The 24,350-nt window shown below is 67.9% G+C and carries 24 protein-coding genes; 13 read left to right on the top strand and 11 right to left on the bottom strand.

The window, feature by feature from the left end; translation table 11 throughout:
- Positions 1 to 22: 22 nt before the first annotated feature.
- The 3 genes from CHB73_RS13670 (at position 23) to CHB73_RS13660 (ending at position 4,162) form a co-directional block, all read left to right on the top strand.
- The gene (locus tag CHB73_RS13670) at positions 23 to 1,900 is read left to right on the top strand and encodes an ABC transporter ATP-binding protein/permease (protein ID WP_218819428.1); all 1,878 of its coding nucleotides are present in this window, start codon (positions 23 to 25) and stop codon (positions 1,898 to 1,900) included.
- A gap of 182 nt (positions 1,901 to 2,082) precedes the next feature.
- On the top strand, positions 2,083 to 3,171 hold the full coding sequence (gmd, locus tag CHB73_RS13665) for a GDP-mannose 4,6-dehydratase (protein WP_089275161.1): 1,089 nt from the start codon (positions 2,083 to 2,085) through the stop codon (positions 3,169 to 3,171).
- A gap of 7 nt (positions 3,172 to 3,178) precedes the next feature.
- A complete protein-coding gene (locus tag CHB73_RS13660; RefSeq protein WP_089275160.1) occupies positions 3,179 to 4,162 on the top strand; it encodes a GDP-L-fucose synthase family protein in 984 nt (327 codons plus the stop codon).
- 78 nt (positions 4,163 to 4,240) lie between these two features.
- Here CHB73_RS13660 and CHB73_RS13655 read toward each other — a convergent pair whose 3' ends face one another.
- The 8 genes from CHB73_RS13655 to CHB73_RS13620 all read right to left on the bottom strand — a co-directional run bounded on the left by CHB73_RS13655 (position 4,241) and on the right by CHB73_RS13620 (position 12,578).
- Complete coding sequence (locus tag CHB73_RS13655) at positions 4,241 to 5,365, bottom strand: glycoside hydrolase family 5 protein (RefSeq protein WP_089275159.1); 1,125 nt, start codon at positions 5,363 to 5,365, stop codon at positions 4,241 to 4,243.
- A gap of 81 nt (positions 5,366 to 5,446) precedes the next feature.
- Positions 5,447 to 5,836 carry a response regulator gene (locus tag CHB73_RS13650; RefSeq protein WP_089275158.1) on the bottom strand — a complete coding sequence of 130 codons (390 nt, stop codon included), beginning with the start codon at positions 5,834 to 5,836 and terminating at the stop codon, positions 5,447 to 5,449.
- The gene (locus tag CHB73_RS13645; RefSeq protein WP_089275157.1) at positions 5,823 to 7,487 is read right to left on the bottom strand and encodes a sensor histidine kinase; all 1,665 of its coding nucleotides are present in this window, start codon (positions 7,485 to 7,487) and stop codon (positions 5,823 to 5,825) included. The genes CHB73_RS13650 and CHB73_RS13645 overlap by 14 nt, the downstream gene beginning before the upstream one ends.
- On the bottom strand, positions 7,484 to 8,239 hold the full coding sequence (locus CHB73_RS13640) for a substrate-binding periplasmic protein (protein WP_089275156.1): 756 nt from the start codon (positions 8,237 to 8,239) through the stop codon (positions 7,484 to 7,486). The genes CHB73_RS13645 and CHB73_RS13640 overlap by 4 nt, the downstream gene beginning before the upstream one ends.
- Before the next feature lie 118 nt (positions 8,240 to 8,357).
- A complete protein-coding gene (gene tpx / locus CHB73_RS13635; protein WP_089275155.1) occupies positions 8,358 to 8,876 on the bottom strand; it encodes a thiol peroxidase in 519 nt (172 codons plus the stop codon).
- Positions 8,877 to 8,951: 75 nt separating this feature from the next.
- Positions 8,952 to 9,785 (bottom strand): bifunctional DNA-formamidopyrimidine glycosylase/DNA-(apurinic or apyrimidinic site) lyase, encoded by an 834-nt coding sequence (mutM, locus tag CHB73_RS13630; protein WP_089275154.1) that lies wholly within the window; start codon positions 9,783 to 9,785, stop codon positions 8,952 to 8,954.
- 2 nt (positions 9,786 to 9,787) lie between these two features.
- Complete coding sequence (locus CHB73_RS13625; RefSeq protein WP_089275153.1) at positions 9,788 to 11,116, bottom strand: ChaN family lipoprotein; 1,329 nt, start codon at positions 11,114 to 11,116, stop codon at positions 9,788 to 9,790.
- 106 nt (positions 11,117 to 11,222) lie between these two features.
- Entirely contained in the window at positions 11,223 to 12,578 is a 1,356-nt protein-coding gene (locus CHB73_RS13620; RefSeq protein ID WP_235641615.1) for a 4Fe-4S binding protein, read from the bottom strand.
- Positions 12,579 to 12,776: 198 nt separating this feature from the next.
- On the opposite strand from CHB73_RS13620, the gene CHB73_RS13615 reads away from it, so the two are divergent.
- The 3 genes from CHB73_RS13615 (at position 12,777) to CHB73_RS13605 (ending at position 14,365) form a co-directional block, all read left to right on the top strand.
- Positions 12,777 to 13,331 carry a DUF2975 domain-containing protein gene (locus CHB73_RS13615; RefSeq protein ID WP_179217049.1) on the top strand — a complete coding sequence of 185 codons (555 nt, stop codon included), beginning with the start codon at positions 12,777 to 12,779 and terminating at the stop codon, positions 13,329 to 13,331.
- 15 nt (positions 13,332 to 13,346) lie between these two features.
- Positions 13,347 to 13,586: a helix-turn-helix domain-containing protein gene (locus CHB73_RS13610; protein ID WP_089275151.1), complete on the top strand. Its 240-nt coding sequence runs from the start codon at positions 13,347 to 13,349 to the stop codon at positions 13,584 to 13,586.
- Between the two features lie 98 nt (positions 13,587 to 13,684).
- Complete coding sequence (locus tag CHB73_RS13605) at positions 13,685 to 14,365, top strand: Crp/Fnr family transcriptional regulator (protein WP_089275150.1); 681 nt, start codon at positions 13,685 to 13,687, stop codon at positions 14,363 to 14,365.
- A 28-nt stretch (positions 14,366 to 14,393) separates the two neighbouring features.
- On the opposite strand, the gene CHB73_RS13600 is transcribed toward CHB73_RS13605, so the two are convergent.
- Together CHB73_RS13600 and CHB73_RS13595 are read right to left on the bottom strand one after the other, a co-directional pair.
- A complete protein-coding gene (locus tag CHB73_RS13600; RefSeq protein ID WP_089275149.1) occupies positions 14,394 to 14,585 on the bottom strand; it encodes a ferredoxin in 192 nt (63 codons plus the stop codon).
- A 71-nt stretch (positions 14,586 to 14,656) separates the two neighbouring features.
- Positions 14,657 to 15,958 carry a peptidase U32 family protein gene (locus CHB73_RS13595; protein WP_089275267.1) on the bottom strand — a complete coding sequence of 434 codons (1,302 nt, stop codon included), beginning with the start codon at positions 15,956 to 15,958 and terminating at the stop codon, positions 14,657 to 14,659.
- A gap of 154 nt (positions 15,959 to 16,112) precedes the next feature.
- On the opposite strand from CHB73_RS13595, the gene CHB73_RS13590 reads away from it, so the two are divergent.
- Complete coding sequence (locus tag CHB73_RS13590; protein ID WP_179217048.1) at positions 16,113 to 17,888, top strand: N-acetylmuramoyl-L-alanine amidase; 1,776 nt, start codon at positions 16,113 to 16,115, stop codon at positions 17,886 to 17,888.
- 52 nt (positions 17,889 to 17,940) lie between these two features.
- Here the strand turns inward: CHB73_RS13590 and CHB73_RS13585 are convergent, their stop codons facing one another.
- Positions 17,941 to 18,135 carry a hypothetical protein gene (locus CHB73_RS13585; RefSeq protein ID WP_089275147.1) on the bottom strand — a complete coding sequence of 65 codons (195 nt, stop codon included), beginning with the start codon at positions 18,133 to 18,135 and terminating at the stop codon, positions 17,941 to 17,943.
- 445 nt (positions 18,136 to 18,580) lie between these two features.
- Between CHB73_RS13585 and CHB73_RS13580 the strand changes: the two genes are divergently transcribed.
- From CHB73_RS13580 to dsrP, 6 genes are all read left to right on the top strand, one after another.
- Positions 18,581 to 19,108, top strand: coding sequence for an RsbRD N-terminal domain-containing protein (locus CHB73_RS13580; RefSeq protein ID WP_089275146.1), 528 nt, complete (start codon positions 18,581 to 18,583; stop codon positions 19,106 to 19,108).
- 68 nt (positions 19,109 to 19,176) lie between these two features.
- Positions 19,177 to 20,199, top strand: a complete 1,023-nt coding sequence (gene dsrM / locus CHB73_RS13575; RefSeq protein WP_089275145.1) for a sulfate reduction electron transfer complex DsrMKJOP subunit DsrM — start codon at positions 19,177 to 19,179, stop codon at positions 20,197 to 20,199.
- Positions 20,200 to 20,255: 56 nt separating this feature from the next.
- Positions 20,256 to 21,890, top strand: coding sequence for a sulfate reduction electron transfer complex DsrMKJOP subunit DsrK (gene dsrK, locus CHB73_RS13570; RefSeq protein ID WP_089275144.1), 1,635 nt, complete (start codon positions 20,256 to 20,258; stop codon positions 21,888 to 21,890).
- Between the two features lie 7 nt (positions 21,891 to 21,897).
- Positions 21,898 to 22,281 (top strand): sulfate reduction electron transfer complex DsrMKJOP subunit DsrJ, encoded by a 384-nt coding sequence (gene dsrJ, locus CHB73_RS13565; protein WP_179217065.1) that lies wholly within the window; start codon positions 21,898 to 21,900, stop codon positions 22,279 to 22,281.
- The gene (gene dsrO / locus CHB73_RS13560) at positions 22,278 to 23,045 is read left to right on the top strand and encodes a sulfate reduction electron transfer complex DsrMKJOP subunit DsrO (RefSeq protein ID WP_089275142.1); all 768 of its coding nucleotides are present in this window, start codon (positions 22,278 to 22,280) and stop codon (positions 23,043 to 23,045) included. The genes dsrJ and dsrO overlap by 4 nt, the downstream gene beginning before the upstream one ends.
- A 9-nt stretch (positions 23,046 to 23,054) precedes the next feature.
- Positions 23,055 to 24,239, top strand: coding sequence for a sulfate reduction electron transfer complex DsrMKJOP subunit DsrP (gene dsrP, locus CHB73_RS13555; protein WP_089275141.1), 1,185 nt, complete (start codon positions 23,055 to 23,057; stop codon positions 24,237 to 24,239).
- Positions 24,240 to 24,350 lie beyond the last annotated feature (111 nt).

The following is a 24,350-nucleotide window of genomic DNA, read 5'->3' as shown; positions in this document are numbered from 1 at the left end:
CCTTGTGGGCGCGGGGCCGGGCGTGGTAGACGGCAGAAAGCCCGATGACAGCGCCAAGCACCTGGAGAACACTCGCCATGCCCAGCCGCGCACCATGCTCCACGGCGGCGCGCCCATGACCGCCGCTCCCGCCGAGGGCCAGCTCTCACCGCCGCGCACGCGGCTGCGTTTTCTCCGCCAGGTGCTGCGCCTGGCTGGCCCGTACTGGCGTTGCGCGCATTGCGCCAAGGTGCGCTGGGCCACCCTGCTTTTGCTGTTGCTCACCATCGGCCAGGTGGGCCTTTCGGTATGGGGCAACTACTGGCACCGCGCCCTGTACGATGCCCTGGAGCAGCGCTCCGTGCGCGGGGTGCTTGTGCAGGTGGCGGTGTTCGCGCTCATCGTCTCCCTCTCCATCGTCGTGACCGGCGCGCACCTCATGGTCAAGCGCTGGCTGCAGGTGGACTGGCGGGCCTGGCTCACCGAACAGCTGACGACCAGTTGGCTGGACGAGGCCCGGCACTATCGCCTGCGCTTCACCGGCGGCGAGCACGACAACCCGGACCAGCGCATCGCCGAGGACATCCGCATCGCCACGGAATCGGCCATCGCCCTGGCGCATTCGCTGACCTTCAGCCTGCTGACCCTGGGCCTTTTCGCCGACATCCTCTGGTCCGTGTCCGGCTCCATCGACCTGCCCGGCACCACCATGCACATTCCCGGCTACATGGTGCCCCTGGCCTTTCTGTACGCCGGGCTGGGCAGCGTGTTCGGCTGGATGTGCGGCAAGCCGCTGGTGCGCGCCACCAACCGGCTGCAGAACGCCGAGGCCACCTATCGCTTCGGCCTCTCCCGCGTGCGCGAGCACGCCGAGGCCATCGCCCTCATGCGCGGCGAGGGGCTGGAGCGGCAGGGCGCGGCGCGGCGCTTTTTGCAGGTGGTGCGCGGTTGGCACAAGCAATCCATGGCCTACCTGGGCCTCATCACCTTCGGCACCGGCTACGGTTCGCTCCTGCCCGTGTTGCCTATCCTGGTGGCCGCGCCGCAGTACATCGCCGGAACCATGACCCTGGGGCTGCTCATGCAGGCGGCCCAGGCCTTCCAGCAGCTCACCTCGTCCCTGTCCTGGCCGGTGGACAACATCGGCGAAATCGCCCGCTGCCGCGCCTCGGCCGAGCGCGTGCTGTCGCTGCACGAGGACATGCAGAGCCTGGACGGGGCCGCGCAGGCTCCGGGCGAGGCGCGCCTCGGCCTCTCCCGTGGCGGCGCTGTCCTGGCCATGACGGAGCTGTGCCTGGCAGAGCCCTCGGGCCGGGTGCTGGCGGAAGGCGTAGACGCCCGCATCGCGCGGGGGGAGCGGGTGCTCGTCACAGGCGATCCGGCGGTCACCGGGGCGTTGTTCAAGGCCTTGGGCGGGCTGTGGCCCTGGGGCGGGGGGGAGCTTCGCCTGCCGGATGAGGGAAGTATGCTTTTCGTGCCGCAGCGGCCCTTTTTCCCGGAGGGCACCCTGCGCGAGGCGCTCTGCTACCCAAGGACTGCGGCGGAGTTCCCCGAAACCGCCGTGCTGGACGCGCTGGAAAAGGTGGGGCTTTCGCGCCTGGCCCAGCGCCTGGACGAGACCGACGCCTGGGAACAGGCCCTGCCGCAACGCGCCCAGCAGCAGCTGGGGCTGGCCCGCGCACTGTTGTTGCGCCCGGATTGGCTGTTCCTGGAGGAAGCAACGGACGCCTTCGACCCCGAGGGCGAGCAGGGGATTTTTGAGATGCTCTTCCGCGAACTGCCAGGGGCCACGGTGCTGAACATCAGTTTCCACCCAGACCTGGCCAGGCTGCACCACCGCACTCTTACCCTGCACCGTCTTGCCGAGACCAAGGTGCTTTTTGGAGAGCGGCGCGCGGAAAACGGCAACGGCGCGGCCTAGGCGCTCCGACCGGGCGGGCCCGGCCCTTGACGCCTTACGCGGGAGCTGGCCTTCGGCGCCGGGACACGGTATAGGACGGGCCCGCAAGGACGGGGATCCAAGCGTTCGTGTCCAGATGCGGGCAGGAACGAGTCGGCCGCGCCGGGACCTGGCGCAGGCGCGCGATCTGCGAGGGAGCGAACATGGGGAAAAAAGTCGCGCTGATCACTGGCGTCACGGGCCAGGACGGCGCTCTGCTGGCGGAGATGCTGCTCAAGAAGGGCTACGAGGTGCATGGCGTCAAGCGCCGGTCCTCCCTGTTCAACACCAACCGCGTGGACCATCTGTACCAGGACCCGCACCTTGCCGACCGCAGCTTTGTCCTGCACTACGGCGACCTTACCGACGGCGCCAATCTCGTGCGCATTCTCCAGCAGTGCCAGCCCGACGAGGTGTATAACCTCGCGGCCATGAGCCACGTGGCGGTGAGCTTCGAAATGCCGGAGTACACGGCGGACGTGAACGCCCTGGGCGCTCTGCGCATCCTTGAAGGCATCCGCAGCCTGGGCCTGGAAAAGAAGACGCGGTTCTACCAGGCGTCCACCAGCGAACTCTTCGGCCAGGTGCGCGAAATTCCGCAGCGCGAAACCACGCCGTTTTATCCGCGCAGCCCCTACGCCGTATCCAAGCTCTTCGCCTACTGGATCACGGTCAACTACCGCGAAGCCTACGGCATGTATGCCTGCAACGGCATCCTGTTCAACCACGAGTCCCCGGTGCGCGGCGAGACCTTCGTCACCCGCAAGATCACCCGCGCCCTGTCGCGCATCATGCTCGGCCTGCAGGACTGCCTGTACCTCGGCAACCTGTCCGCCCTGCGCGACTGGGGCCACGCGCGCGACTACGTGGAGATGCAGTGGCTCATGCTGCAGCAGGAACAGCCTGAGGATTATGTCATCGCCACGGGCGTGCAGTACAGCGTGCGCGATTTCGTGAACGCTGCGGCCAAGGCCCTGGGCCTGGACATCAGCTGGCGGGGCCAGGGACTGGACGAGGTGGGCGTGGACGGGCAGGGCCGGACCATCGTGCGCGTCGACCCCAGATATTTCCGGCCCACCGAGGTCGAGACCCTGCTGGGGGACGCCGGGCGCGCGCGGGAGCGGCTCGGCTGGACGCCGCGGACATCCTTTGCGGACATGGTGGCCGAGATGGTGCGCTGCGACCTGGATTCCGCCCAGCGCGACGACCTGGTGAAGCGCTCCGGGTTCAGCGCCTACGACCACCAGGAATAGGGCCGCCATGGACCGCAGCGCGCGCATTTTTGTGGCCGGGCATAGGGGCCTTGTGGGCTCGGCCATTGTCCGGCAATTGCAGGCGCGCGGGTACGGCAACCTGCTGCTGCGCACTCACGCGGAGCTCGACCTCACCGACGGCCCGGCCGTGCAGGCGTTTTTTCAGGAGCACAAGCCGGAATACGTCGTCCTGGCGGCCGCCAAGGTCGGCGGCATCATCGCCAACAGCACCTACCCGGCCGACTTCATCCGCATCAATCTGGCCATTCAGCTCAACGTCATCCACAACGCCTATCAGAATGGCGTAAAACGCCTGCTGTTCCTCGGCTCGTCCTGCATCTACCCGCGGCTTGCGCCCCAGCCCATGCGCGAGGAGCACCTGCTTACCGGGGCGCTGGAGCCCACCAACAGGCCCTACGCTCTGGCCAAGATTTCGGGCATCGAGATGTGCTGGAGCTACAACAGGCAATATGGCACGCGGTATCTCGCCGTGATGCCGACGAATCTCTACGGGCCGGGCGACAATTACCACCCGCAGGACAGCCACGTTATTCCGGCGCTCATCCGCAAGTTTCACGAGGCCAAGGTCTCGGACGCGCCCAGCGTGACGGTCTGGGGCACGGGAGGCCCGCGCCGCGAGTTTTTGTACAGCGACGACATGGCCGAGGCCTGTGTGCATCTCCTGAGCCTTGACGAGCAGCGCTACGAGCCGCTGCTGGGCAGCGACGACACCAAGACCGGACGCTTCGAGCCGCCGCTGGTCAACATCGGCATCGGCTCGGACATCACCATCCGCGAACTGGCCGAACTGGTGCGCGACGCCGTGGGCTACACGGGCGACATCGCGTTCGATGCGGGCAAGCCCGACGGCTCGCCGCAGAAGCTGCTGGACATCTCGCGCCTGCGCGCCACAGGCTGGCGGGCGCGTACCGGACTGCCCGAAGGGCTGCGCTTGGCGTATGCGGACGCCAAGACGCGGCTGTCGCTGTAGCGCGGCCGACAGCGCGCGCATGGCCCTTGGGGACGCCGCCCCCTTCCCCGCCGCGGGTGCGGCCCCTTTTGCCCGCCGCTACCGGAAGCGGCGCGGCAGCCAGCCTCGTTCCACGCACTCGCGCAGACACCACTCCGGCGTGTTTTCCGTGCGGTAGCTCCAGAAGAACCAGCCGTGGTGATGCTCGAAGGCGAGGAGTTGCGCCGCGGCGTAAGCCCGGTAGCAGACCTCCGTGCGGAAGGGGTCCAGCCCCGTGAGGGCGTGGTCGTAGGGGCCTTCCGCCCACAGGGACACCACCTCCAGGTTCAGTCCCAGGCTCCACTCGCCCACGATGCACGGCAGGGCGAGCTCCCGGCGGATGGCTTCCGCCTCCTGCCGCCACAGGTCACCGGCCTTCTTCATGTGGCCGTGGATGTCCAGGTCCAGGTCCTCGCGGTTGAAGCACTGGTAGCGGTGGATGTCGAAAAGCACGTTCCGGAACTGCGGCGGCTGCAGGAAGCCCAGATACTCCGTGTGCGGCCGGAAACCATCGTGGAAGACCACGGCGGCGCGCTCTGGCGGGCAGTGGGCGCGGATGGCCGCGTAGGCGCGCAGGGTGAAGTCCTTCAAGAGCTCCGTGGGGATGTCCCATCTGGGCTCGTTCAATACCTCGATGCCGAGCAGGGCGCGTTCGGCGCGGTAGCGCTCGGCCAGCCGCCCCAGCATGTCCACGGAGTGGTCCAGATATTCGCCCTTGGTGTGCCACTCCACAACGTCCTTGATGCCGCCGTTGTCGAAGCCGTTCTGGCAGCCGGGCGCGGCGTGGAAGTCCAGCAGCACGCCCAGGCCGAATTCCCGCGCCCAGTCGAAGGCGCGGTCCAGCACCTCGATCCCGCCTGTGACGAAGGGCGTGCGGTTCTCGCCGTACTTGGGGTGATAGGGATAGGGCGGGCCGAAGACCCAGTGCCCAACCGGGATGCGCACGGCGTTCAGCCCGCGTTCGGCGATCCAGGCGAAGTCCTCGCGGGTGATGAAGGCGTTCCAATGGGCGCGCAGGCGCTCCTCGGCCCGGCCGCCCAGTTCGGCGCACCAGGTGGTCTCGTCCGTGGCCGCAAGACCGTGGAACAGGCTTGGCGTCATCCACTTTTCCAGCAGCAGCCAGCCGCCCAGGTTCACGCCGCGCAGGCGGGCCGGTGGGGGGACGGGATGGGGGGCGTTGGACATGCGGGCTCCTTGCTGTTTCGCCGACGACCGGTTTGCGCTGCCCCGGCCCTGTCGGCGGCGTCGGCCGGAACGCGCTGGGCGCTATGCTCCAGGCTGTTGGGCAAGGGTGGTCATCAGCCGCATGATGTCCTGCCTGGCCACTGGTTTGGAGAGGAACGCCAGGGGGGCGACCTCCTGGGCGCGGGTGCGGGTGGCGGCGTCGGTGTAGGCGCTGGTGAAGGCCACGGGCGGCCCCTGGCGTTCGCGCAGCATCCGCGCCGTGGCGATGCCGTCCAGCCCGCCCTCCAGGTGAATGTCCATGAACACCAAATCCGGGCGTTGGCGCTCCACCAGCTCAAGCGCCTGCTCGCCGCTTGGCACGCAGCCCAGCACCTGGTGCCCCAGGCCGCGCAAAAGGGCGCACAGGGCCAGGGAGATGATGCGCTCGTCCTCCACCACGAGCACCTTGAGTCCTGCATCAGGCGTGGTCATCGGGAAACTCCAGGCGGAAGACCGCTCCGCCTCCGGGGGCGTTCCCGGCGGCGATGGTCCCGTCCAACTGTTCGGTGAGGCTTGAGACAAGCGTCATGCCCAGGCTGGGCGAGGCGCTGATGTCGAAATCCGTGGGCAGTCCGGGGCCGTTGTCCGCCACCTCCAGCGCCAGCCGTCCGTCCTTTCGCCGCAGGGACACCCGCAGCACGCCCTCGGCCGTGTGGTTGGCCTTGTCGATGCGGAACGCGTGTTTTACCGCGTTCATGGTCAGTTCGTTCAGAATCAGCCCGCAGGGGATGGAGCGCGTCACCGGCAGGCGGATGTCCGCCACGTCGCATTCCAGGCGCACGGGCGCGTCCGCCCCGCCCAGCACGCGCTCCACCAGGCGCGGCGCGTAGTCGGCCATGTTCACGGAGGAGAGGTCCTGGGCGCCGTAAAGTTCCTCGTGCACCAGGGCCATGGCCTGGATGCGCTTCTGGCTTTCGGCGAAGAGTTCGCGGTCGCGCGGGGTGCTGACGTATTCCATCTGCAAAAAGAGCAGGCTGGAGACGATTTGCAGGTTGTTCTTGACGCGGTGGTGAATCTCCTTGAGCAGGATCTCCTTCTCCGCCAGGGAGCGGGCCATGGCGGCCATGGCCTCTTCGCGCTCGGTCACGTCCATGCCGTAAAGGTTCACATAGCCGTCGCGAACCACGGGCCGGGCGGCGAAGGCGAAGCTGCGCTTCCCGCAGGCCGCGCTGAACTGCCGCACGGAGTCGGCCTCGAACGCCAGACGCGTCTCCGTGAGGAAGGGTTCGTCCAGCCGCTGCCCGATGGTGCGGCCCATGGCGTCCAGAAAGCAGGCGCTGGCCTGGTTGGCGAAGCAGAGCGTGCCCTGGGCGTCCACGCGCAGCACGGGGCTGGGGTTTTCTTCGGGGAAGCGGGCCAGGCTGCGGGCCTGTCGGTCGGCCTGTTCGGCCTGGGAGCGGGAGGAGCCCACGCGCTCCTGCATGTGGTTCACCGCCAGGGCCAGAATGTCCAGCTCGTCCCCGGCCCAGCGTTTGTCCAGCCGCAGGGCGGGCGGCGGGGTTCCGGCCGGGGCCAGGTCCAGGTCCTGGAAGTGCCGGGCCGCCTCCACCAGGTGCCGCGAGACCATGGACCGCGTGAGCAGAAAAATGGCCAGGGACACCAGTCCGGCCAGGAACACGCTGAAACCGATGGAGATGGCCGCCGCGCGCAGGGCCTGGGCCCGCGCCAGGTCGAGATCGGCCTCAAGAACCAGGGTTCCCAGCACAATGCGTTTGCCGCCGTGGTCGCGCACAAGGGGGGCCTCGCGGTGCAGCCGCCGCGCACTCGACGGCGCGCCGCTTTCCGCCAGCAGACGGCTGTTTTCGATGACAGCGGCCCGGCGCATTCCCTGCAGCCGGGCGATGCCCTCAAGCTGCAAAACCAGTTGCCCGGTGTCCATGGCCCACAGACTGTTGGACAGCGAATCGCCCTGGGTGGAGACGATGCCGTCAAGCAGCCCCTCCGCCTCTTTGAGCTTGGCGGCGTATTCCCACCAGGCGCGCAGCCCGGCCAGCAGCATGGTCAGCGCCAGCGAGAGCAGCAGGATGCGCCAGAGCAGCCGGGAGCTCAGCGGCGCGGTGACGGCGAAGGCCGGGGCGTTCATTGCTCTGCCCCGGCCAGCCCCTCCCGCGTGAGCCGCGCAAGGGTCCCGTCCCGGCGCATGGCGCGCAGGGTTTCGGTCAGACGCGGCACAAGTCCCGCGTGCCGCTTGTGCATATACAGGAACATGGGCTGCGTGGAGAGCGGGGGATCAAGGGCGTGCACGCCTTTGTAGCCGCCCGTGCGCAGCACTTCGCGCCCGGTGTGTCGGCTGGAGATCACCACATCCAGGCGTCCCTTGGCCAGCATGGCGAAGAGGGTTTCCTCGTCGCGTACGCTGGTGAGCTGCGTCGCGCCGACCAGGTGTCGCTCCGCCAGTTTCCAGCCGGTGACGATGCCGGTGCGGCGCATTCGCAAATCCTCCCAGGCGGCGCTTTTGAGCCCCGCATCGCGGGTGAAGGCGGTGAAGGCGAACTCGCTCATGGGCTCGGGCACCATGACAAGGTTGGGATACAGGGCCGAGAGCCCGGCCACGCGCACGTAGTTGCCGTCGTCAACGCCCTGGTTGGCGTTGGCCAGGGCGCGCTCGGAGGGCAGGCGCACCAGCCGCACGGCGAGCCCCATGCGCCGGAACAGTTCGGTGACGATGCGGTCCTCGAAGCCGGAGCCGTCGTCGCGGGAGTGGGGAGGCGCGCCATCGGTATTGAGCACCAGCGGTCGTTCCGGGGCCTGGGCCAGGGCCTGCCGCGCAGCCAAACACGCGGTGCAGCAGCACAGCAGGGCGAGCAGGACGGGCAGGGCGGGGCTTCGGTCCATGAGCGTGCATACGCTGTTTTTGCGCCGCGTTGCAAGCCCCAGGCGATTGGCGTGGGGCTTGGCGCAAAAAAAAGCCGGGAGTGCTCCCGGCTATTCTCTGGCGGGGAAGCGCGGCGGATCAGGACGCGGCCTGGGCCAGGGCGGTGAGCGTCCCGGCATAAAACGGCTCGTCGCCCACTTCCTTGACCAGCTCGGTGTAGGTGACCGTGCCGGCCTTGTCCACCACGAACACGGCGCGCGCCAGCAGGCGCAGCTCCTTGATGAGCACCCCGTAGTTCAGGCCGAAGCTGGCCTCGCGGTGGTCGGAGAGGGTCTCCACCTTGTCGATGCCCATGGCTCCGCACCAGCGCTTCTGGGCGAAGGGCAAATCCATGCTGATGGTGAGGATGCGCACGCCAGCGCCGAGCTTGGCGGCCTCGGCGTTGAAGCGCCGGGTCTCCACCGCGCATACGGGCGTGTCCAGGGACGGCACGCTGACCAGCGCCAGGGCCAGCCCGGCGTAGTCGGCCAGGGTGACGGCGCCCATGTCGTTGGTGACGAGGCTGAAGTCCGGGGCTTTCTGCCCGATGCGGATCTCCGGCCCAAGCAGGGTGAGCGGGTTGCCGCGCATGGTGATGGCTTCTGGGCGTTCGTGCATGGCGTTCCTCCGTGGGTCTGGGGGCAGTGATGCGGCATCCTACGCCGGGCCGCTGCGAAAGAAAAGGGGGGAGAGTCAACGGCGGTCGGGCTGGCAGTGCGGGCAGTAGGTGCTTGTGCGCCCGGCCACCCGCATGGAGCGCATGGGCTCCCCGCAGTCCAGGCACGGTTGCCCGGCCCGGCCATAGGCCCGGAAATGGTTCTGGAAGGCTCCGGCGTCGCCGTGGGCGTCGCGGTAGTCGCGTATGGAGCTGCCGTTCTCCGCGATGGCCTGGGCCAGCACGGCCTGGATGGCCGCGAAAAGCGCAGTGCGTCTGCGGGGCGTGAGCGCACAGGCAGGGGTGTCCGGCCGGATGCCCGCGCGGAAGAGCGACTCGTCGGCGTAGATGTTGCCGATGCCCGCAAGCACGGTCTGGTCCAGCAGCAGGGCTTTTATGCGCGCGCGCCCCGCGCCGAGCCGGTGCTGGAATGCGCTTTCGGTCAGGGCAAAGGGCTCCGGCCCCAGGCTGGCGTAAAACGGCCAGGCGGCCATGGCTCCGGGGCCAAAGGCGTGCATGGCCCCGAAACGCCGCACGTCCGCGAAACACAGGCGCACCCCGCCGGAGAGGTCCAGCACGGCGCGGGGGCGCTCCGGCTCCTGCCCCGGCGCATAGGCCACAATGCGCCCGGTCATGCGCAGGTGCGCGGCGATGTCGCCGCCGTCGCGCCCGTTCCGGTCCAGGGCCAGGAGCAGCAGCTTGCCCCGCCTGCCCACGGAGCGGATGACTGCGCCAGTGGCCAGGGCCGCGAACGCCTCCGGGCCCGGCAGCAGGGCCGAGGGGTCGGGCGCGCACACGGAGAGGATCGTGCGGCCCAGCACCTCCGGCGCCAGCGTGCGGGCTATGGTTTCCACCTCGGGCAGTTCGGGCATGGCTAGGGCGTCTCCCGCGTGGGCGCGGCTTCCGCGCCCACGGTTCCGGCGGGTGCGGCCGCGGCCGCCTGGCCCGTCTGGCCCGTCTGGCCGAGGGGACCGAGGTCCACCGTCAGGCAGGACCGGCCGCGCCGCACCTCAAGCACCAGATTGCTCTTGTGGCGGTAAGCGTCGCTGCCCGCCAGATGCAGGGCGTTCAGGGCGTTCATGCGGTAGCCGCCCGCGCGCGTCACCACATCGCCGGGGCGCAGGCCCGCGGCCTCGGCCCGTGAGCCGCGCCGCACCTCGCGCACCAGCACCTGCGAACTCTCGCCGAAAATCCGGTGCTCCAGCACCATGCCCATGCGGCTTTCGAAGCGCAGCGGGCAGTACACGCGCACCGCCGCGTCCTCCGGGTCCAGTTCGTCGCCCCGCCAGGGCGAGACCAGCAGAATCTCCGCGCCGGGGTCCAGCACCCGTATGCGCCGGGCGATGCCCAGGCCGCCCTCCACATGCGCCGCGCCCGCGAAGGCCAGCACCTGCCGCCCGCTCTCCCGGCGCAGGGCCACGGCGGTCTCGGCCATGGCCGAATCCCACACGCTCTGGATGAGCAGGAAGCGCGCCAGCTGCCGTCCGTCGGCAGGGTCGCGGCCCTTGGGGTGCCCGGCCATGACCTCCTTCAGGAAGGCCAGCTGTTCGGGCGCGGGCTCGATGATGCGTTTGGGCAGTTGGGCGCGGTCCTCCGGGGCCAGGGCCGCCACCGGGCCGTCGAAGGTGTCGCTGGCCGTGGCGTTGTCCATGGCCGCGGCCGAGAGCCTGCGGATGACCTCCGGCGGCACGTTGAGGCCTGCCATGGGCAGCTTCCAGCGCCGCGCCTCCTCGAACACCGGCAGATAGCCCGGGAACGGGTGCCCCCAGGTTTTGCCCCAGTCCAGGCGGCGCTCCAGTTCCGAGGACGGGAACGCCCCGGCGGCGAAGTCGCGCAGCACGGCGCTGTTCTTGGCCGGAACCATCTCGAAGCCCACGGCCGGGCCCTGGCCCAGGTGCGCCAGCAGGGAGAGGATGCGCCGCTCGGCCTGGTGGTCGCACATCTCGCCGTGGGACTCGCCCACCAGCACGTAGGCCGCGGTGCGGCTCCGCTCCATGAAGGTTTCTGGGGAAAGGCGGTCGCCCGCGGCGGTCATGAGTTCGCCCGGTTCGGGCAAGAAACTTACTCCCATGGGCGTGTCCGTGGGGGCGGGCCGGGCGCAGCCCGGCAGCGCGGCCAGGGCGCAGACGGCCAGCAGCAGGGCGGCCGCAAGGGGGGAGCGTGGGGATAGGCCGTGGGGGCGCTGGCGGTGGAAAACGGACATGGGCGGTCTCCGGCGGTCTGGCGCGGCGCGGGCGCGCGTCGCAGGGGGGATGATGCCAGAAGGCGCGTCCCGCGTCGAGGGCGGCCGGGCCGCGGCGCCACGGCGGCTAGATGCGCGCCACGCCCAGGAACACGGCGTGCAGCGCCGCCACGAGGGTCAGGAAAACGGCCCTGGCCGCGGCTGGCGAAAGGAACGGGAAGCGGTAGCCCATGGAATCGTGCGGGCAGGCGGCCACGCAGTCGCCGCAGAGCGTGCAGGAGAGGCCGGGCCGCCCGGATGCGATGTCTTCCGGGGACAGGGCGCTGTAGCGGCAGGCCAGCGCGCAGGCCCCGCAGCGGGTGCAGGTTTGAAGGCGGATGGACATGCGCCAGGGCGTGAGCCTGCCCAGCAGGTTGCCCAGAAGGCCGATGGGGCAGAAGGCCGTGCAGTGGACCATGGCCCCGGCGCGGCGCGAGGCCGCGAGCATGACCCCCACCCCCGCCAGGCCGAAGGCGGCCGCCAGCCCCGCCGCCAGCGAAGCGGGCGCGCCGGAAAGGCGCAACCCCAGGGCCGCGCCGCAGGTCAACGCCAGGGCGGCCAGCCTGCCGCCCACGGTCCAGGCGCGGGAAAGGACCAGGGGCCGCGCAGCGCCCCGCGCCCGCGAGCACTGGTCGTCCCAGGCGCCGATGTAGCACAGGTGGCTGCACCAGGCCGGACCCACCAGGAGCACCGTGGACGCAAACAGCACGGGCATGAACAGGCCCTCGCCCCGGAACAGCGGCCCTGCGGCGATGAGCGCGGGCACGGGCAGGTGCAGCCGTCCGGTCATGAGCAGCTCCGTGAGGCCGGAGAGCCCGAGGGCCAGTTGCAGGAAGAAAACGGCCGAGAACAGCGCCCAGATGCGCGGCCGGAGCCGCCGGTGTTCGCCGGGGCCGTGGTCCGGATGGGTGAAGCGCCCGGCCAGCCAGGCCGCGTAGAGCGCCAGGGCCAGCACCGCCAGCCAGCCCGAACCGGGCAGCAGACGGTCCGCCAGAAGCACGGGCACGCTGGCCTTGCCCCGCGCCAGGGCCAGCAGTCCGGCCGTGAGCAGGAAGGCCGCCGCCTGGGGCAGTTCCATGGCCGCGCCCCTGGGGAACAGCGCCCTGGCCCGGGCGCCCAGGAGCCACAGGCCGCAGCCCAGGCTTACGGCCGCCACAGAGCCGAGAATGAGGGCCAGGCGCAACCAGGGTTCGCCCAAGGCCAGGCGCACCTGCGCGAACTGCGTCCCGGCCGCCAGCCACTGCGCCGCGCCCAGCAGCAGCACGGCCGAGACCACAAGCCGCGTCCAGCCCTGGCGCGACAACAACAGCAGGGGCAGGGCGGCCAGGGCCGCGCACAGGCTCCAGTCTCCCCGGCGCAGGGCATGGGCGGCCAGCAGCAAAAGGGCCAGGGCCACGAGGGCGGCAGGCGTCATGGGCGAAGGTTTGGCCGACAGGTGCGTCATGGGCGGGCGTCTCCGTGGAGGGTGCTGTGGTCCAGGTCGGGCGCGGAGACATCCTGCACTGGTTCCGGCCAGCGCGCCTTGACTTGGGTCATGTTTGCATTGCTGGTGCATAATTCTTGTCGTTCAAAAAATAATGATTGACAAACGATGATTAATAGTCGAAGCATGATGTCGCGCAAAGCAGCGCAGGAGGGCGACATGGACAAGATCCAACGCATGAGCAGGCGGCTGCGGGTGCTGTTTCTGATTGGCGTCGGCCTGGTGCCGGTGCTGCACGGCCTGGGCTGGGCCTTTTTCGAACGCGTGCTGGAAACGCCGCCCCTGGGGTTCAGCGCGTTGTTCGGGCTGGGCTGGGGGCAGCTTCCGGAAATGGCCGGTCCGGTGACGCCGCTCATGAAGGCGCTCGGGTTCGCGTCCTCCATGCTGCCGGGGGCGGCCAGCATGTACGGGTTGGCCTGCCTGGCCGGGCTGTTCGGCCGTTTCAGCCGGGGCGAGGTGTTCAGCGCCGGGGCGACCGGGCTCATCCGGCGGCTGGGCTGGACCCTGCTGGCCGTGCAGGGCCTGCGCGTGCTGCATGGCAGCCTCAGCACCCTCATCCTGACCATGGACAATCCTCCGGGGCGGCACATGGTCTCCGTTGGCCTGGACAGCGCCACCTTCACCGAGGCCCTTACCGGGGTGGTGGTGATCCTGGCCTCCTGGGTCATGGACGAGGCGCGCAAGCTCAAGGAAGAACAGGATCTCGTCATCTAGCCCGGAGGCCGCGCCATGCCCATAATCGTGAACCTGGACGTGATGCTCGCCCGGCGCAAGGTGGCTTCCAAGGATCTGGCCGCCGCCGTGGGCATCACCGCCCAGAATCTCTCCATCCTCAAGACCGGCAAGGCCAAGGCCATCCGCTTCTCCACCCTGGCGGCCATTTGCCGCGAACTCTCCTGCCAGCCCGGCGACGTGCTGGAGTATGCGCCAGGACCTGAGCCGGAGGCGGAGCCGGGGAACGGGGGCTGAGCGCCGGACCGGAAGCCGGGCGCGCGAGGTGCCCGCCAAGCCTTGCGCCGAAGCCCTGGCCCGGCTATGCTCGCGCATCTCCACAAACCGGAGGCTGCATGGAACAGGACAAGCTCGCCGCGCTGGCCCGGGTGCGGCTTTTCGAGGGCCTGCCCAAGGCGCAGCTGGCCACCCTGGCCGAGATCGCCCAGCTCAAGCGCGTTGCGGCCGGACAGATTCTGTTCGAGGCCGGGCAGCCGGGCACACACTTTTATGCCGTGGTTTCGGGCAAGGTGCGCATCTATCGTTCCGCGCCATCGGGCAAGGAGCAGGTGCTGCACGTGTTCGGCGCGGGCGAGGCCTTTGCCGAGGTGCCCGTGTTCGAGGGCAAGACCTACCCCGCCAGCGCCCAGACCCTGGACGACAGCGTGCTGCTGACCATCCCGCGCAAGGGCTTCGTGGAGGTGCTGCGCCGCGACCCGGAGCTGGCCCTTGGGGTCATGGCGCTGTTGTCCGCCAGGCTGCGCGGCTTCGTAGGGCAGATCGCCCAGCTGAGCCTCAAGGAGGTGCCCGAGCGCCTGGCCGGGTACCTGCTGCTGTTGCGGGCCGCGCAACACACGGACGAACTGGTCCTCGACCTGCCCAAAGGCCAGATCGCGGCCTATCTGGGCACCATCCCGGAGACCCTGTCCCGCGCGTTCAAGAAGCTGTCGGATCAGGGCCTCATCGAGACATCTGGCCCCAGCGTGCGGCTGCTGGACCCGGAAGGGCTGGCGGCGCTGGCCGAGGCGGTCCGCTGAAAGGCCGCCCCAGACCAGCCGCGCGGGGTCACTCCCAGGCGATGCAGCCCGCCGGGCACGCGTCGATGGCCGCCTGGATCTCGTCGGCCGGGGCGCCGGTGGGATTCACCACCTTGGCCTTGCCGGAGTCGGCGTCGAACTGAAAAACGGCCGGGGCCAGCTCGCAGCAGGTTTCACAGCCAATGCACTCGTCCTCGTTGATGGTCACGGTTCCGCCCATGATGTCCTCCTTTTGCGGTAAGCATACATCAGGTGTTCAAGCGTTGCCAAGGGGGAAAGGCCGGTTCGGGATCAGCGGGCGAAAATGCCGGGGCGCAGGGCCGGATGCGCCGCCCGGAGCACCGCGCGCATCCCCGGATGTCCCATCTGGGCGGGCAGGCCGGGCGTGGCGGAATCCGGGCCATGCTCCAGGTGGAAGCTCCCCGGCGGCAGCACCGGGCGCGAGAGGCCGGGCTCGATGATGGTCAGCCCCTCCGAACGGCGGGTGTCCAGGGATCCCTTGAGCTCCACGGCCCAGGCGTCGTCCGCCCCGGCGCGCGCCAGAACGCGCAGCATGGGCGGCCTGCGGGGGGAAAGCCGGTCCAGGCCGGGAATCGGCCGCCTGGCGTCGGCGCCGAAAAGTCCGGCCGTTAGGGGCCGAGTGGCCGCGTGCCGCAGCTCGGAGAGCGCCTCGCGCGGGCGGAAGGCTCCGGCCGCCAAGGAGTCCAGGGCATAGCGCCAGGCATCGGCCGTGACCGCCAGATAGGCCGAACTGCGCGTGCGTCCCTCCACCTTGAGGGCGTCCAGGCCCAGGCGGGCCAGCCAGGGCGTCTGCCACAGCAGGCACAGGTCCTGTGGCGCAAAGTACTGCGTCCAGGGCGCCTGGCCGGGCGCATCGGCGTCGTCGGTCCAGCGTTCCAGCACCTCCCAGGCGTCGTGCCCCTGGCGCTTGCGCTCCTCCACCACGGCGCGCAGACGGTACTCGTAGCGGCAGGGGTGCGCGCAAGCCCCCATGGACGCCGTGCGGCCGGGCTGGTTCACGGCCCGCTCCACCATGTGGGCGGAAAGCTGGCAACGCCCGGAAAGGGCCGTGCACTGCGCTCCGTGGACAAAGATTTCCAGACCGAAGCCGGGCAGATGGGCGTCGCGGGCGCGGGCCAGCGCGGCCACCTCCGCGGCGGAGCATTCCCGCGCCAGATTGGCCCGCACGGCGCCCATGTCGCGCCAGAAGGCGAGGGCCTCGGCGTTGCGCGTGTTGGCTTGCGTGCTGATGTGGAGGGGAATGCGCGGGGCGTGGCGCATGGCCAGGCGGGCCACGCCGGGGTCGGCCACGATGAGTCCGTCGGCTCCCGCCTCCACCGCCTGCTCCAGGCCCTGGCGCACCAGCGGCATGTCCTGCTCGCGGGGGCTTGCGTTCAGGCACACGTACACGCGCACCCCGGCCGCGCGGGCCAGGGTGCAGGCGCTGTCCAGGTTCGGACCGGAGAACCCGGCCGCCCCGGCGCGCAGGTTGGGGCCGTCGGCTCCCAGGTACACGGCGTCGGCGCCGTAGAGCAGGGCCGTTTCCAGGGATTCCATGTCGCCGCAGGGCAGCAGGAGCTCAGGGATGCGCATGGCCGGGTGGTACCCTTGCCGCACGCCGCGGGTCAAGGCTTCCTGTGGCCTTTGGAGGGGCGCCGAAGCTCTTTCTGGACTTTTTGTAGATTCCCTGCAAAGATGCGCGAGCCGAGGTGTGCGCCCGCCGCGCCGCCCATACGGCCGGAGGAACATGCTGGGACGCACGGGACAGGGCGCGGGGCGCGCACAGGTGATGGCACTGCTGCTGCTGGCCCTGGCGCTGTGCGCGGGATTCTTGCCCCTGGCCCAGGCCCACGCGGCCGCCAAAGCCCAGGCCAAGGCCGACGAGCATCCGGCCGATGCGCCGGTGCGCCGCTTCCAGACCCTGCTTGCGCGCAAGAAGATTTCCCTGGAGGTGTTGCGCACGCTCGAAACCGAGCTGGAGCAGGCCCAAAAGGTCCGTCCCGCCGGGGCGGACGGGGCCAAGGCGGGCTTTTTTCTGGCGCGCGTGCAGCAGGAGACCGCCAAGCTGACCAAGCGCAAGGCCGACTGGGCCAAGGCCGCAGACACCTTTGGCCAGTGTGCGGAACGCTTTCCCAAATACATCCTCGCCCCGGACGCGTTGCTGCACCGGGGCGTCATCCGTCTGGAGCGCCTGGGCGACCCCGAGGGGGCCAAGGCGGATTTCCAGGCCGTCGTGCGCGGCTATCCGCGTTCACGCGCAGCCAAGGCTGCGGCGGTCCGGGCGCAGAAGGCGGCCCTGGTCCCCGCTGCGCGCAAGGCCGAACCCCCTGCGCCCGCACAGGCCGCCGCGCCGCAGGCGGGGCACGGCGATTCCCGCGCCTCTGGCAAGGCCGAGCTGCTGGAGGTGCGCATCAAGAACGCGCCCAAAAGCGCGCGCGTGGTGCTGGAGCTCGACTCCCGCGTGAAGTACCGCTACCAGCTGTTGGAGAGCCCCGGCGGCAAGGATGTCGCCGGACGCGTGTACGTGGACTTGCTGGGCGCTGGACCGAAACCCGGCCTGCCCGACGACATCGATCCCCATGGCGGCATCCTGCGCGGGGTGCGCGTGGCCCCCAGGGACGGCGAGGCCCTGCGCGTGGTCATGGAGTTCAGCGAGCTCAACGACTATCGCGTCACCGTGCTGGACGCCCCGTTCCGCCTGGTCATCGACGCCTTCGGCACCCGCGAGGCCAAGGCCGCCGCTCCGCCGCCACCCGCCGCGGAGGACGATGTCCCCGCGTTCCAGGCTCCCAAGGGCAGCCGCAGAAAACTGGCCGCCAACCTGGTGGAGCAGCTGGGGCTCACCGTGCGCACGGTGATGGTGGACGCCGGGCACGGCGGCAAGGATCCCGGCGCGCAGGGCTTCGGCCTGAACGAAAAGGACGTGAACCTGCGCATGGCCTTCATCTTGGGAAAAATGCTCAAGCAGCGCGGGTTCAAGGTGCTCTACACCCGGACCACGGACGACTTTTTGGCCCTGGAGGAGCGCACCGCCCTGGCCAACGGCAAGAAGGCGGACCTGTTCGTCTCCGTGCACTGCAACGCCCATACCGATCCCACCATGCAGGGGTTCGAGACCTACAGCCTGAACCTGGCCCGCACGCCCGACGCCGTGCGCGTGGCCGCGCGCGAGAACGCCGTGGCCACGGGCAAGAACATCAGCGATCTGCAGATGATCCTGACCGACCTCATGCTGACCTCGAAGATCAAGGAAAGCGTGGACCTGGCCCGCGCGGTGCACAAGAACGGGCTCTCCGTCATGCGCGGCAAGTGGCGCGTGGTGGACCACGGCCACCGCGAGGCGCCCTTCTACGTGCTCATGGGCGCCAAGATGCCCTCGGTCCTGCTGGAGATCGGCTACATCACCAACAAGACCGAGGCCGCGCGGTTGAAGAGCGACGCCTACCTCAAGACCTTGGCACAGGGCATTGTCCAGGGCATCGTCGGCTACAAGATGCAGATCGAAGGGTTCACGTCGCGATAGCCCGCCACGGCCCCCCGGACGGCATGTGCGGTCCGTCCGGAGGGGATGGGGGCTAGCGTTGATGGGCCGGGATGGGCGCGGACTCCGCCGGGAGGAGCGTTTCCGTGGCGTGCGCCCGGACCTGGCCGGAGAACAGCAGCAGCGCAAGAACGGCCAAGGCGGCGAGGATGACGAGGTGCCCTGGGCCGGAATACGGCGCGGGCCTGGCTATGGCTATGGCGCGGGGTCGGACGGGGCGGCGGGACATTGCGTGGTGCCTCCTTGAACGCTGCTTGGGGAAGGCGGGGACGGAGGTGGAAGAGCGGAACCTCCGTCCCCGGCTGTGCACAAAACGCTCTGCACACACACCCGCTGTGGCAAACGCCGTGCCAAAAATGAAAACATAATCTTTTCCGATTGTTGTCCGATTCCGCAGCGCCGCATGTGCAGGAAGCGATGTGCAATTTTCGGCACATGTCGCTGCGCAGCGTGCACAGCACCCCCCCAGCGCGCACGGCTTTGTCGCCCTTGCCGAATTGCTCAACAGTAGCGGGTTTTCCTGGACAAACGGCTTGACGTTTCGGGGGGAGTCTGGAATAGAGACGCGAAGTATTGTTCCCTTATTCACAATAGCGTCAAGTGCGTCGTGTCGGCTTCCCGGTGGGGGGGGAGCGGGCGGGCGTCTGTCATTACGGTCTATACCTGGGGGGCGCATGGGGCTGCATGAGGCGATAGCCGAACGCAAGGACGAACTGGCGGGGAAATGGGCCGACCTTATCCTTGCGACATATCCGGCCGAGACCCAGGTGGTGTGGCGCAAGAACCGCGACGCGTTCACCAACCCGGTGGGCCACAGCATCCTCGATTCCACTGCGAAGCTCATCCCCTTGTTGCTTGAATGGAACGACGCCGAGGCCGTGGCGCGCGCGCTGGACATGATCGTCAAGATCCGCGCGGTGCAGGATTTTTCGCCCAGTCAGGCTATTTCCTTTGTCTTTCTGCTCAAGAAGCTGCTGCGCCAGGAATTCGCCGAGTCCCTGGCGTCCCGCGGCGAGCTTGCCGAGTTGCTGGCCTTTGAGACCCGCGTGGACAACCTCGCGGTCATGGCTTTCGACCTTTATGTCGCCTCGCGCGACCAGGTCGCGCGGATGCGCGTGGAGGAGGTCAAGCGTGCGCACAAAAACATCGTGCGCAGGGCCAACCTCATGAAATCGGACGTTGCGGCCCCCAAGGCCGTGTAGTTTTTCATGGCAGGGCGCACCCGGCGGAACGCCGCGGGGCGGCCAAACTACAAGCGAGGTGACGGCAGATGAAAGCGATCTTCTCACTCCTTATGGTCCTGGCCCTGGTGGTGATCGCCACTGTGGGGGCGGGCGCGGCACAGATGCAAACCATCTTCGCGTACTGCATTCCCGGCACGGCGTTCATCATTTTTCTGGTCGGGTTCGCGTGCAAGATCATCTCCTGGGCCAGACGCCCTGTGCCCTTCAGCATCCCCACCACCGGCGGGCAGCAGCAGTCGCTCGACTGGATCAAGCAGAACAAGTGGGACAACCCCTCCACCGGCCCGCAGACCTTCGTCCGCATGGCCCTTGAGGTGCTGACCTTCCGCTCCCTGTTCCGCAACACCAAGACCGTGCTCAAGCACGACGACGGCCAGAACCCCATCGTGGCCTATGTCTCGGCCAAGTGGCTCTGGCTCTTCGCCATCCTGTTCCATTACGGCTTCCTCATCGTCGTCATCCGCCACATGCGCCTGTTCATGCAGCCCGTGCCCACGCCCATCGCCACGCTGGATTATTTCGACAGCATCCTGCAGATTCTGACCCCGACCATCTACATCTCCGACCTGCTGCTCATCGGCGGGGTCTCCCTGCTGCTTCTGCGCCGCTTCTTCGACGCCAAGGTGCGCTTCATCTCGCTTGTGAACGACTACTTCCCCCTGTTCCTCATCCTCGGCATCGCGCTTTCCGGCGTGTACATGCGCTACATCGCCAAGGTGGACATCATGTCCATCAAGGACGTGGTCATGGGCCTGGTGGCCTTCAACTACAAGGTCCCCGCCGGGGTGGACGTGAGCTTCTTCGTCCACCTCTTCCTGGTGAGCACTCTGCTGGTGTACTTCCCCTTCTCCAAGCTGATGCACATGGGCGGCGTGTTCCTGTCCCCCACACGTAATATGACCAACAATACCCGCATGGTGCATTACGAGAATGTGTGGAACGACCCGAACATCAAGCCGCACAGCTACGAGGCCTACGAGAACGAGTTCCGCGAGCCCATGCATGAGGCTGGCCTGCCCCTGGAGAAGACCCCGGAGGAGGCCGCGTAGCGGCTCACCAGCCCCCCGGACCTTAGCGCAACAAACTTTTTCCGCGAGGAGAAGACATGGCAAAAATCATCAAACCCGATGAGATGCTCAAGAGTATCAACTACACTCCGCCAGCCACCAACTGGATGGAGCTGCCCAACGATTTCTCGCCCGGACGCTGGGCCTATCCCGCCAAGGCGGACAAGGTCGAGTACCTGATGCATGAGATTCCGGGCCAGTTCGCCAACCCGCGCGAGTGGAGCCCCGGCGACCAGGACTGGAAGCTGCCTCCCAACTGGAAGGAAATCGTCATGAACGGTTTCCGCGAGCGCCTGGACAAGTACCGCTCGCTCAAGATCTTCATGGACATCTGCGTGCGCTGCGGCGCCTGCGCCGACAAGTGCCACTACTTCATCGGCTCCGGCGATCCCAAGAACATGCCAGTCCTGCGCGCGGAGCTCATGCGCTCCGTCTACCGCGGGGAGTTCACCCTGGCCGGCAAGATCCTGGGCAAGCTCACCGGCGCGCGCGTCATGGAGGAGGACGTCCTCAAGGAGTGGTTCCTCTACTTTTACCAGTGCACCGAGTGCCGCCGCTGCTCGCTCTTCTGCCCCTACGGCATCGACACCGCCGAGGTGACGATGATGGCGCGCGAACTGCTGCACCTGGTGGGCATCAACATCAACTGGATCCTGGAGCCGGTGGCCAACTGCACCCGCACCGGCAACCACCTGGGCATCCAGCCGCACGCCTTCAAGGACATCGTCGAGTTCATGGTCGACGACATCGAGACCATCACCGGCAAGCGCCTGAACGTGCCCTTGAACGAAAAGGGCCACGAGGTGATCTTCATCACCCCCTCCGGCGATGTCTTCGCTGACCCGGGCATCTACACCTTCATGGGCTACCTGATGCTCTTCGACGCCATCGGGCTGGACTACACGCTCTCCACCTACGCCTCCGAGGGCGGCAACTTCGGCCTGTTCACCAGCTCCGAGACCATGAAGGCCCTGAACGGCAAAATGTACGCCGAGGCCAACCGTCTGGGGGCCAAGTGGATACTGGGCGGCGAGTGCGGCCACATGTGGCGCGTCATCAACCAGTACATGGACACCATGAACGGCGAGCTGCAGGGGCCGCAGATGCAGACCCCGGTTTCGCCCATCACCGGCACGGTGTTCCACAACGCCAAGCAGACCAAGATGGTCCACATCGCCGAGTTCACCGCCGACCTCATCAAGCACGGCAAGCTGAAGCTCGACAAGAGCCGCAACTCGGACATCATCGCCACCTTCCATGACTCGTGCAACCCGGCGCGCGCCATGGGCCTCTTGGACGAGCCGCGCTACGTGCTGCAGAACGTGGTGGACAACTTCTACGAAATGCCCGCCAACACCATCCGCGAACAGACCTTCTGCTGCGCGGGCGGCTCGGGCCTCAACACCGACGAGATCATGGACATCCGTATGCGCGGCGGCCTGCCCAGAGGCAACGCCCTGCGCTACGTGCAGGAGAAACACGGGGTCAACACCATGGCCTGCGTGTGCGCCATCGACCGCGCAACGCTGATCCCCCTGGCCGACTACTGGGCGCCGGGCGTCAAGATCACCGGCCTGCACGAGCTGGTGGCCAACGCGCTGATCCTCGACGGCGAGGGAGAGCGCACCATGAACCTTCGCCAGGAGCCCCTGCCCGGCATGGAGGAGGAATAAGATGAAACTGTACAACGGCGGTAAAATCATCACCGGACTGGTGGTCTTCCTGGCCATCTTCCTGGCCCCGTTCGCCTACAACGCGGGCAAGGCGGCCTACTCGCAGCCCAAGCTCAAGATGCCGGAAAACGAAAAGGAATGCATCGAGAGCAAGGAGTTCATGCGCACCAAGCACATGCAGCTGCTTGACCAGTGGCGCGACTGGGCCCTGCGCGACGGCCAGCGTGTGTACGTGAACAGCAAGGGCAAGGCGTTTGAAATGAGCCTGCAGAAGACCTGCATGAAGTGCCATACCAACAAGGCGGAGTTCTGCGACAAGTGCCACAACGACGCGGCCGTCTCCCCCTACTGTTGGGATTGCCACATCCAGCCGGAGGGGTTGAAGAAATGAACCACACCAGAAGAAACTTCCTGAAGTTCATGGGCGTGGCCGCCGCGGGCCTGTGCGCCGCTTCCGCGGGCGGCGCCCTGGCCGCCTCCGCCACCGGCATCAAGGACGGCCCCGCCGCCATGAAGGCCAAGCGCTGGGGCATGGTCATCGACACCAAGAAGTGCGGCACCAAGGAGGCCATCGAGGTTCTCGCCAAGGCCTGCCACGCCGCGCACAACGTGCCGAACATCCCCGGCAAGCAGGAAGTGAAGTGGATCTGGGCCGCTGGCTTCGAGCAGGGCTTCGACCAGCCCAACAACTACATGGACGAGGCGCTTGAACAGCGCCAGTTCGCCCTGCTGTGCAACCACTGCACCAACGCCCCCTGCGTGCGCGTGTGCCCCACCCAGGCCACCTACAAGCGGCCCGACGGCATCGTCGCCATGGACTATCACCGCTGCATCGGCTGCCGCTACTGCATGGCCGGGTGCCCCTTTGGCGCGCGCAGCTTCAACTTCATGGAGCCGCGCAAGCACCTGGACCTCGCCAATCTGAACAAGGAGTTCCCCACCCGTATGCGCGGCGTGGTGGAGAAGTGCAACTTCTGCGTGGAGCGCCTGGCCCAGGGCAAGCAGCCCGCCTGTGTCGAGGCTTCGGGCGGAGCGGTGGTCTTCGGCGACCTCTCCGATCCCAATTCCGAGGTGCGCAAGCTGCTGCGCGAGCACTACACCATCCGGCGCAAGCCGTCGCTCGGCACCGAACCGGGCGTCTACTACATCATTTAGGGGGCGGTCATGCTCGAAAAAGCACTCAAAGGTACTCCCAAATACTACATGTGGGTCGGCTTCCTGCTGGTCCTGATCGGCGGCACGTCCGCCGCCTACGTCAACCAGCTCATGGAAGGCCTCACCATCACCGGCATGAGCCGCGACGTGTCCTGGGGCTTCTACATCGCCCAGTTCACCTACCTGGTCGGCCTGGCCGCCTCCGGCGTCATGATCGTGCTGCCCTACTACTTCCACCACTACAAGAAGTTCAAGGACCTCGTCATTTTCGGCGAATTCATGGCCATTGCGGCCGTGGTCATGTGCCTGGGCTTCATCGTGGTCGACATCGGCCAGCCGCAGCGTATGCTCAACGTGGTCCTGTTCCCCACGCCCAACTCCATTCTCTTCTGGGACATGGTGGTCCTGAACGGCTACCTTATCCTGAACCTGCTTGTGGGCTGGACCTGCCTTGAGTGCGACCGCCAGCACCTGCCGCATCCCAAGTGGAGCAAGGTGCTCGCCTACGTCTCCATCATCTGGGCCTTCAGCATCCACACCGTCACCGCGTTCCTGTACCAGGGCCTGCCCGGCCGCCACTACTGGCTCACCGCCATCCTGGCCGCCCGCTTCCTGGCCAGCGCGTTTTGCTCCGGCCCCGCCATTCTGCTGCTGGTCATCCTGCTCACCGAGAAGCTGACCACCTTCAAGGCCGGCGCCGAGGCCATCGGCACCCTGGCCAAGATCATCACCTACGCCATGTGCGTCAACGTGTTCTTCTTCCTGCTCGAGGTGTTCACCGCCTTCTACTCGGGCATTCCCGGCCACCAGCACTCCATCGTGTACCTGTTCGCGGGCACCCACGGCCACCACGAACTGGTGCCCTTCATGTGGACCGCGGCCGTGCTCGCCATCGTCAGCCTGGCCCTGCTCATTCCGCCCCGCCTGCGCGACAACCTGAAGCTGCTGCCCTGGACCCTGGCCATCCTGGTCATCGCCACCTGGATCGACAAGGGCCTCGGCCTCTTGATCGGCGGCTTCAACCCGACGCCGTTCGAGACCATCACCCCCTATTGGCCCACGGCCAAGGAACTGCTGGTCTCCCTCATGATCTACGGCACTGGCGCTCTGGTGGTGACCATCCTCTTCAAGGTGGCCACCGAGGTCAAACAGGAGATCGGCGCTTCCCAGAAGCCCGCGCCACAGGCCGACTAAACACGCACCACGTCCAGCATCCAAAGGCGCTCCCTCACCCGGAGCGCCTTTTTTTGTTGCCGATCGGTGAGCGCAGCCCAAAGGGGCGCGGACGGGCGCCGCCCCGGTCCA

This window comes from Humidesulfovibrio mexicanus, assembly GCF_900188225.1.
Lineage (GTDB): Bacteria > Desulfobacterota > Desulfovibrionia > Desulfovibrionales > Desulfovibrionaceae > Humidesulfovibrio > Humidesulfovibrio mexicanus.
This window is presented reverse-complemented; position numbering and strand designations above follow the sequence as displayed.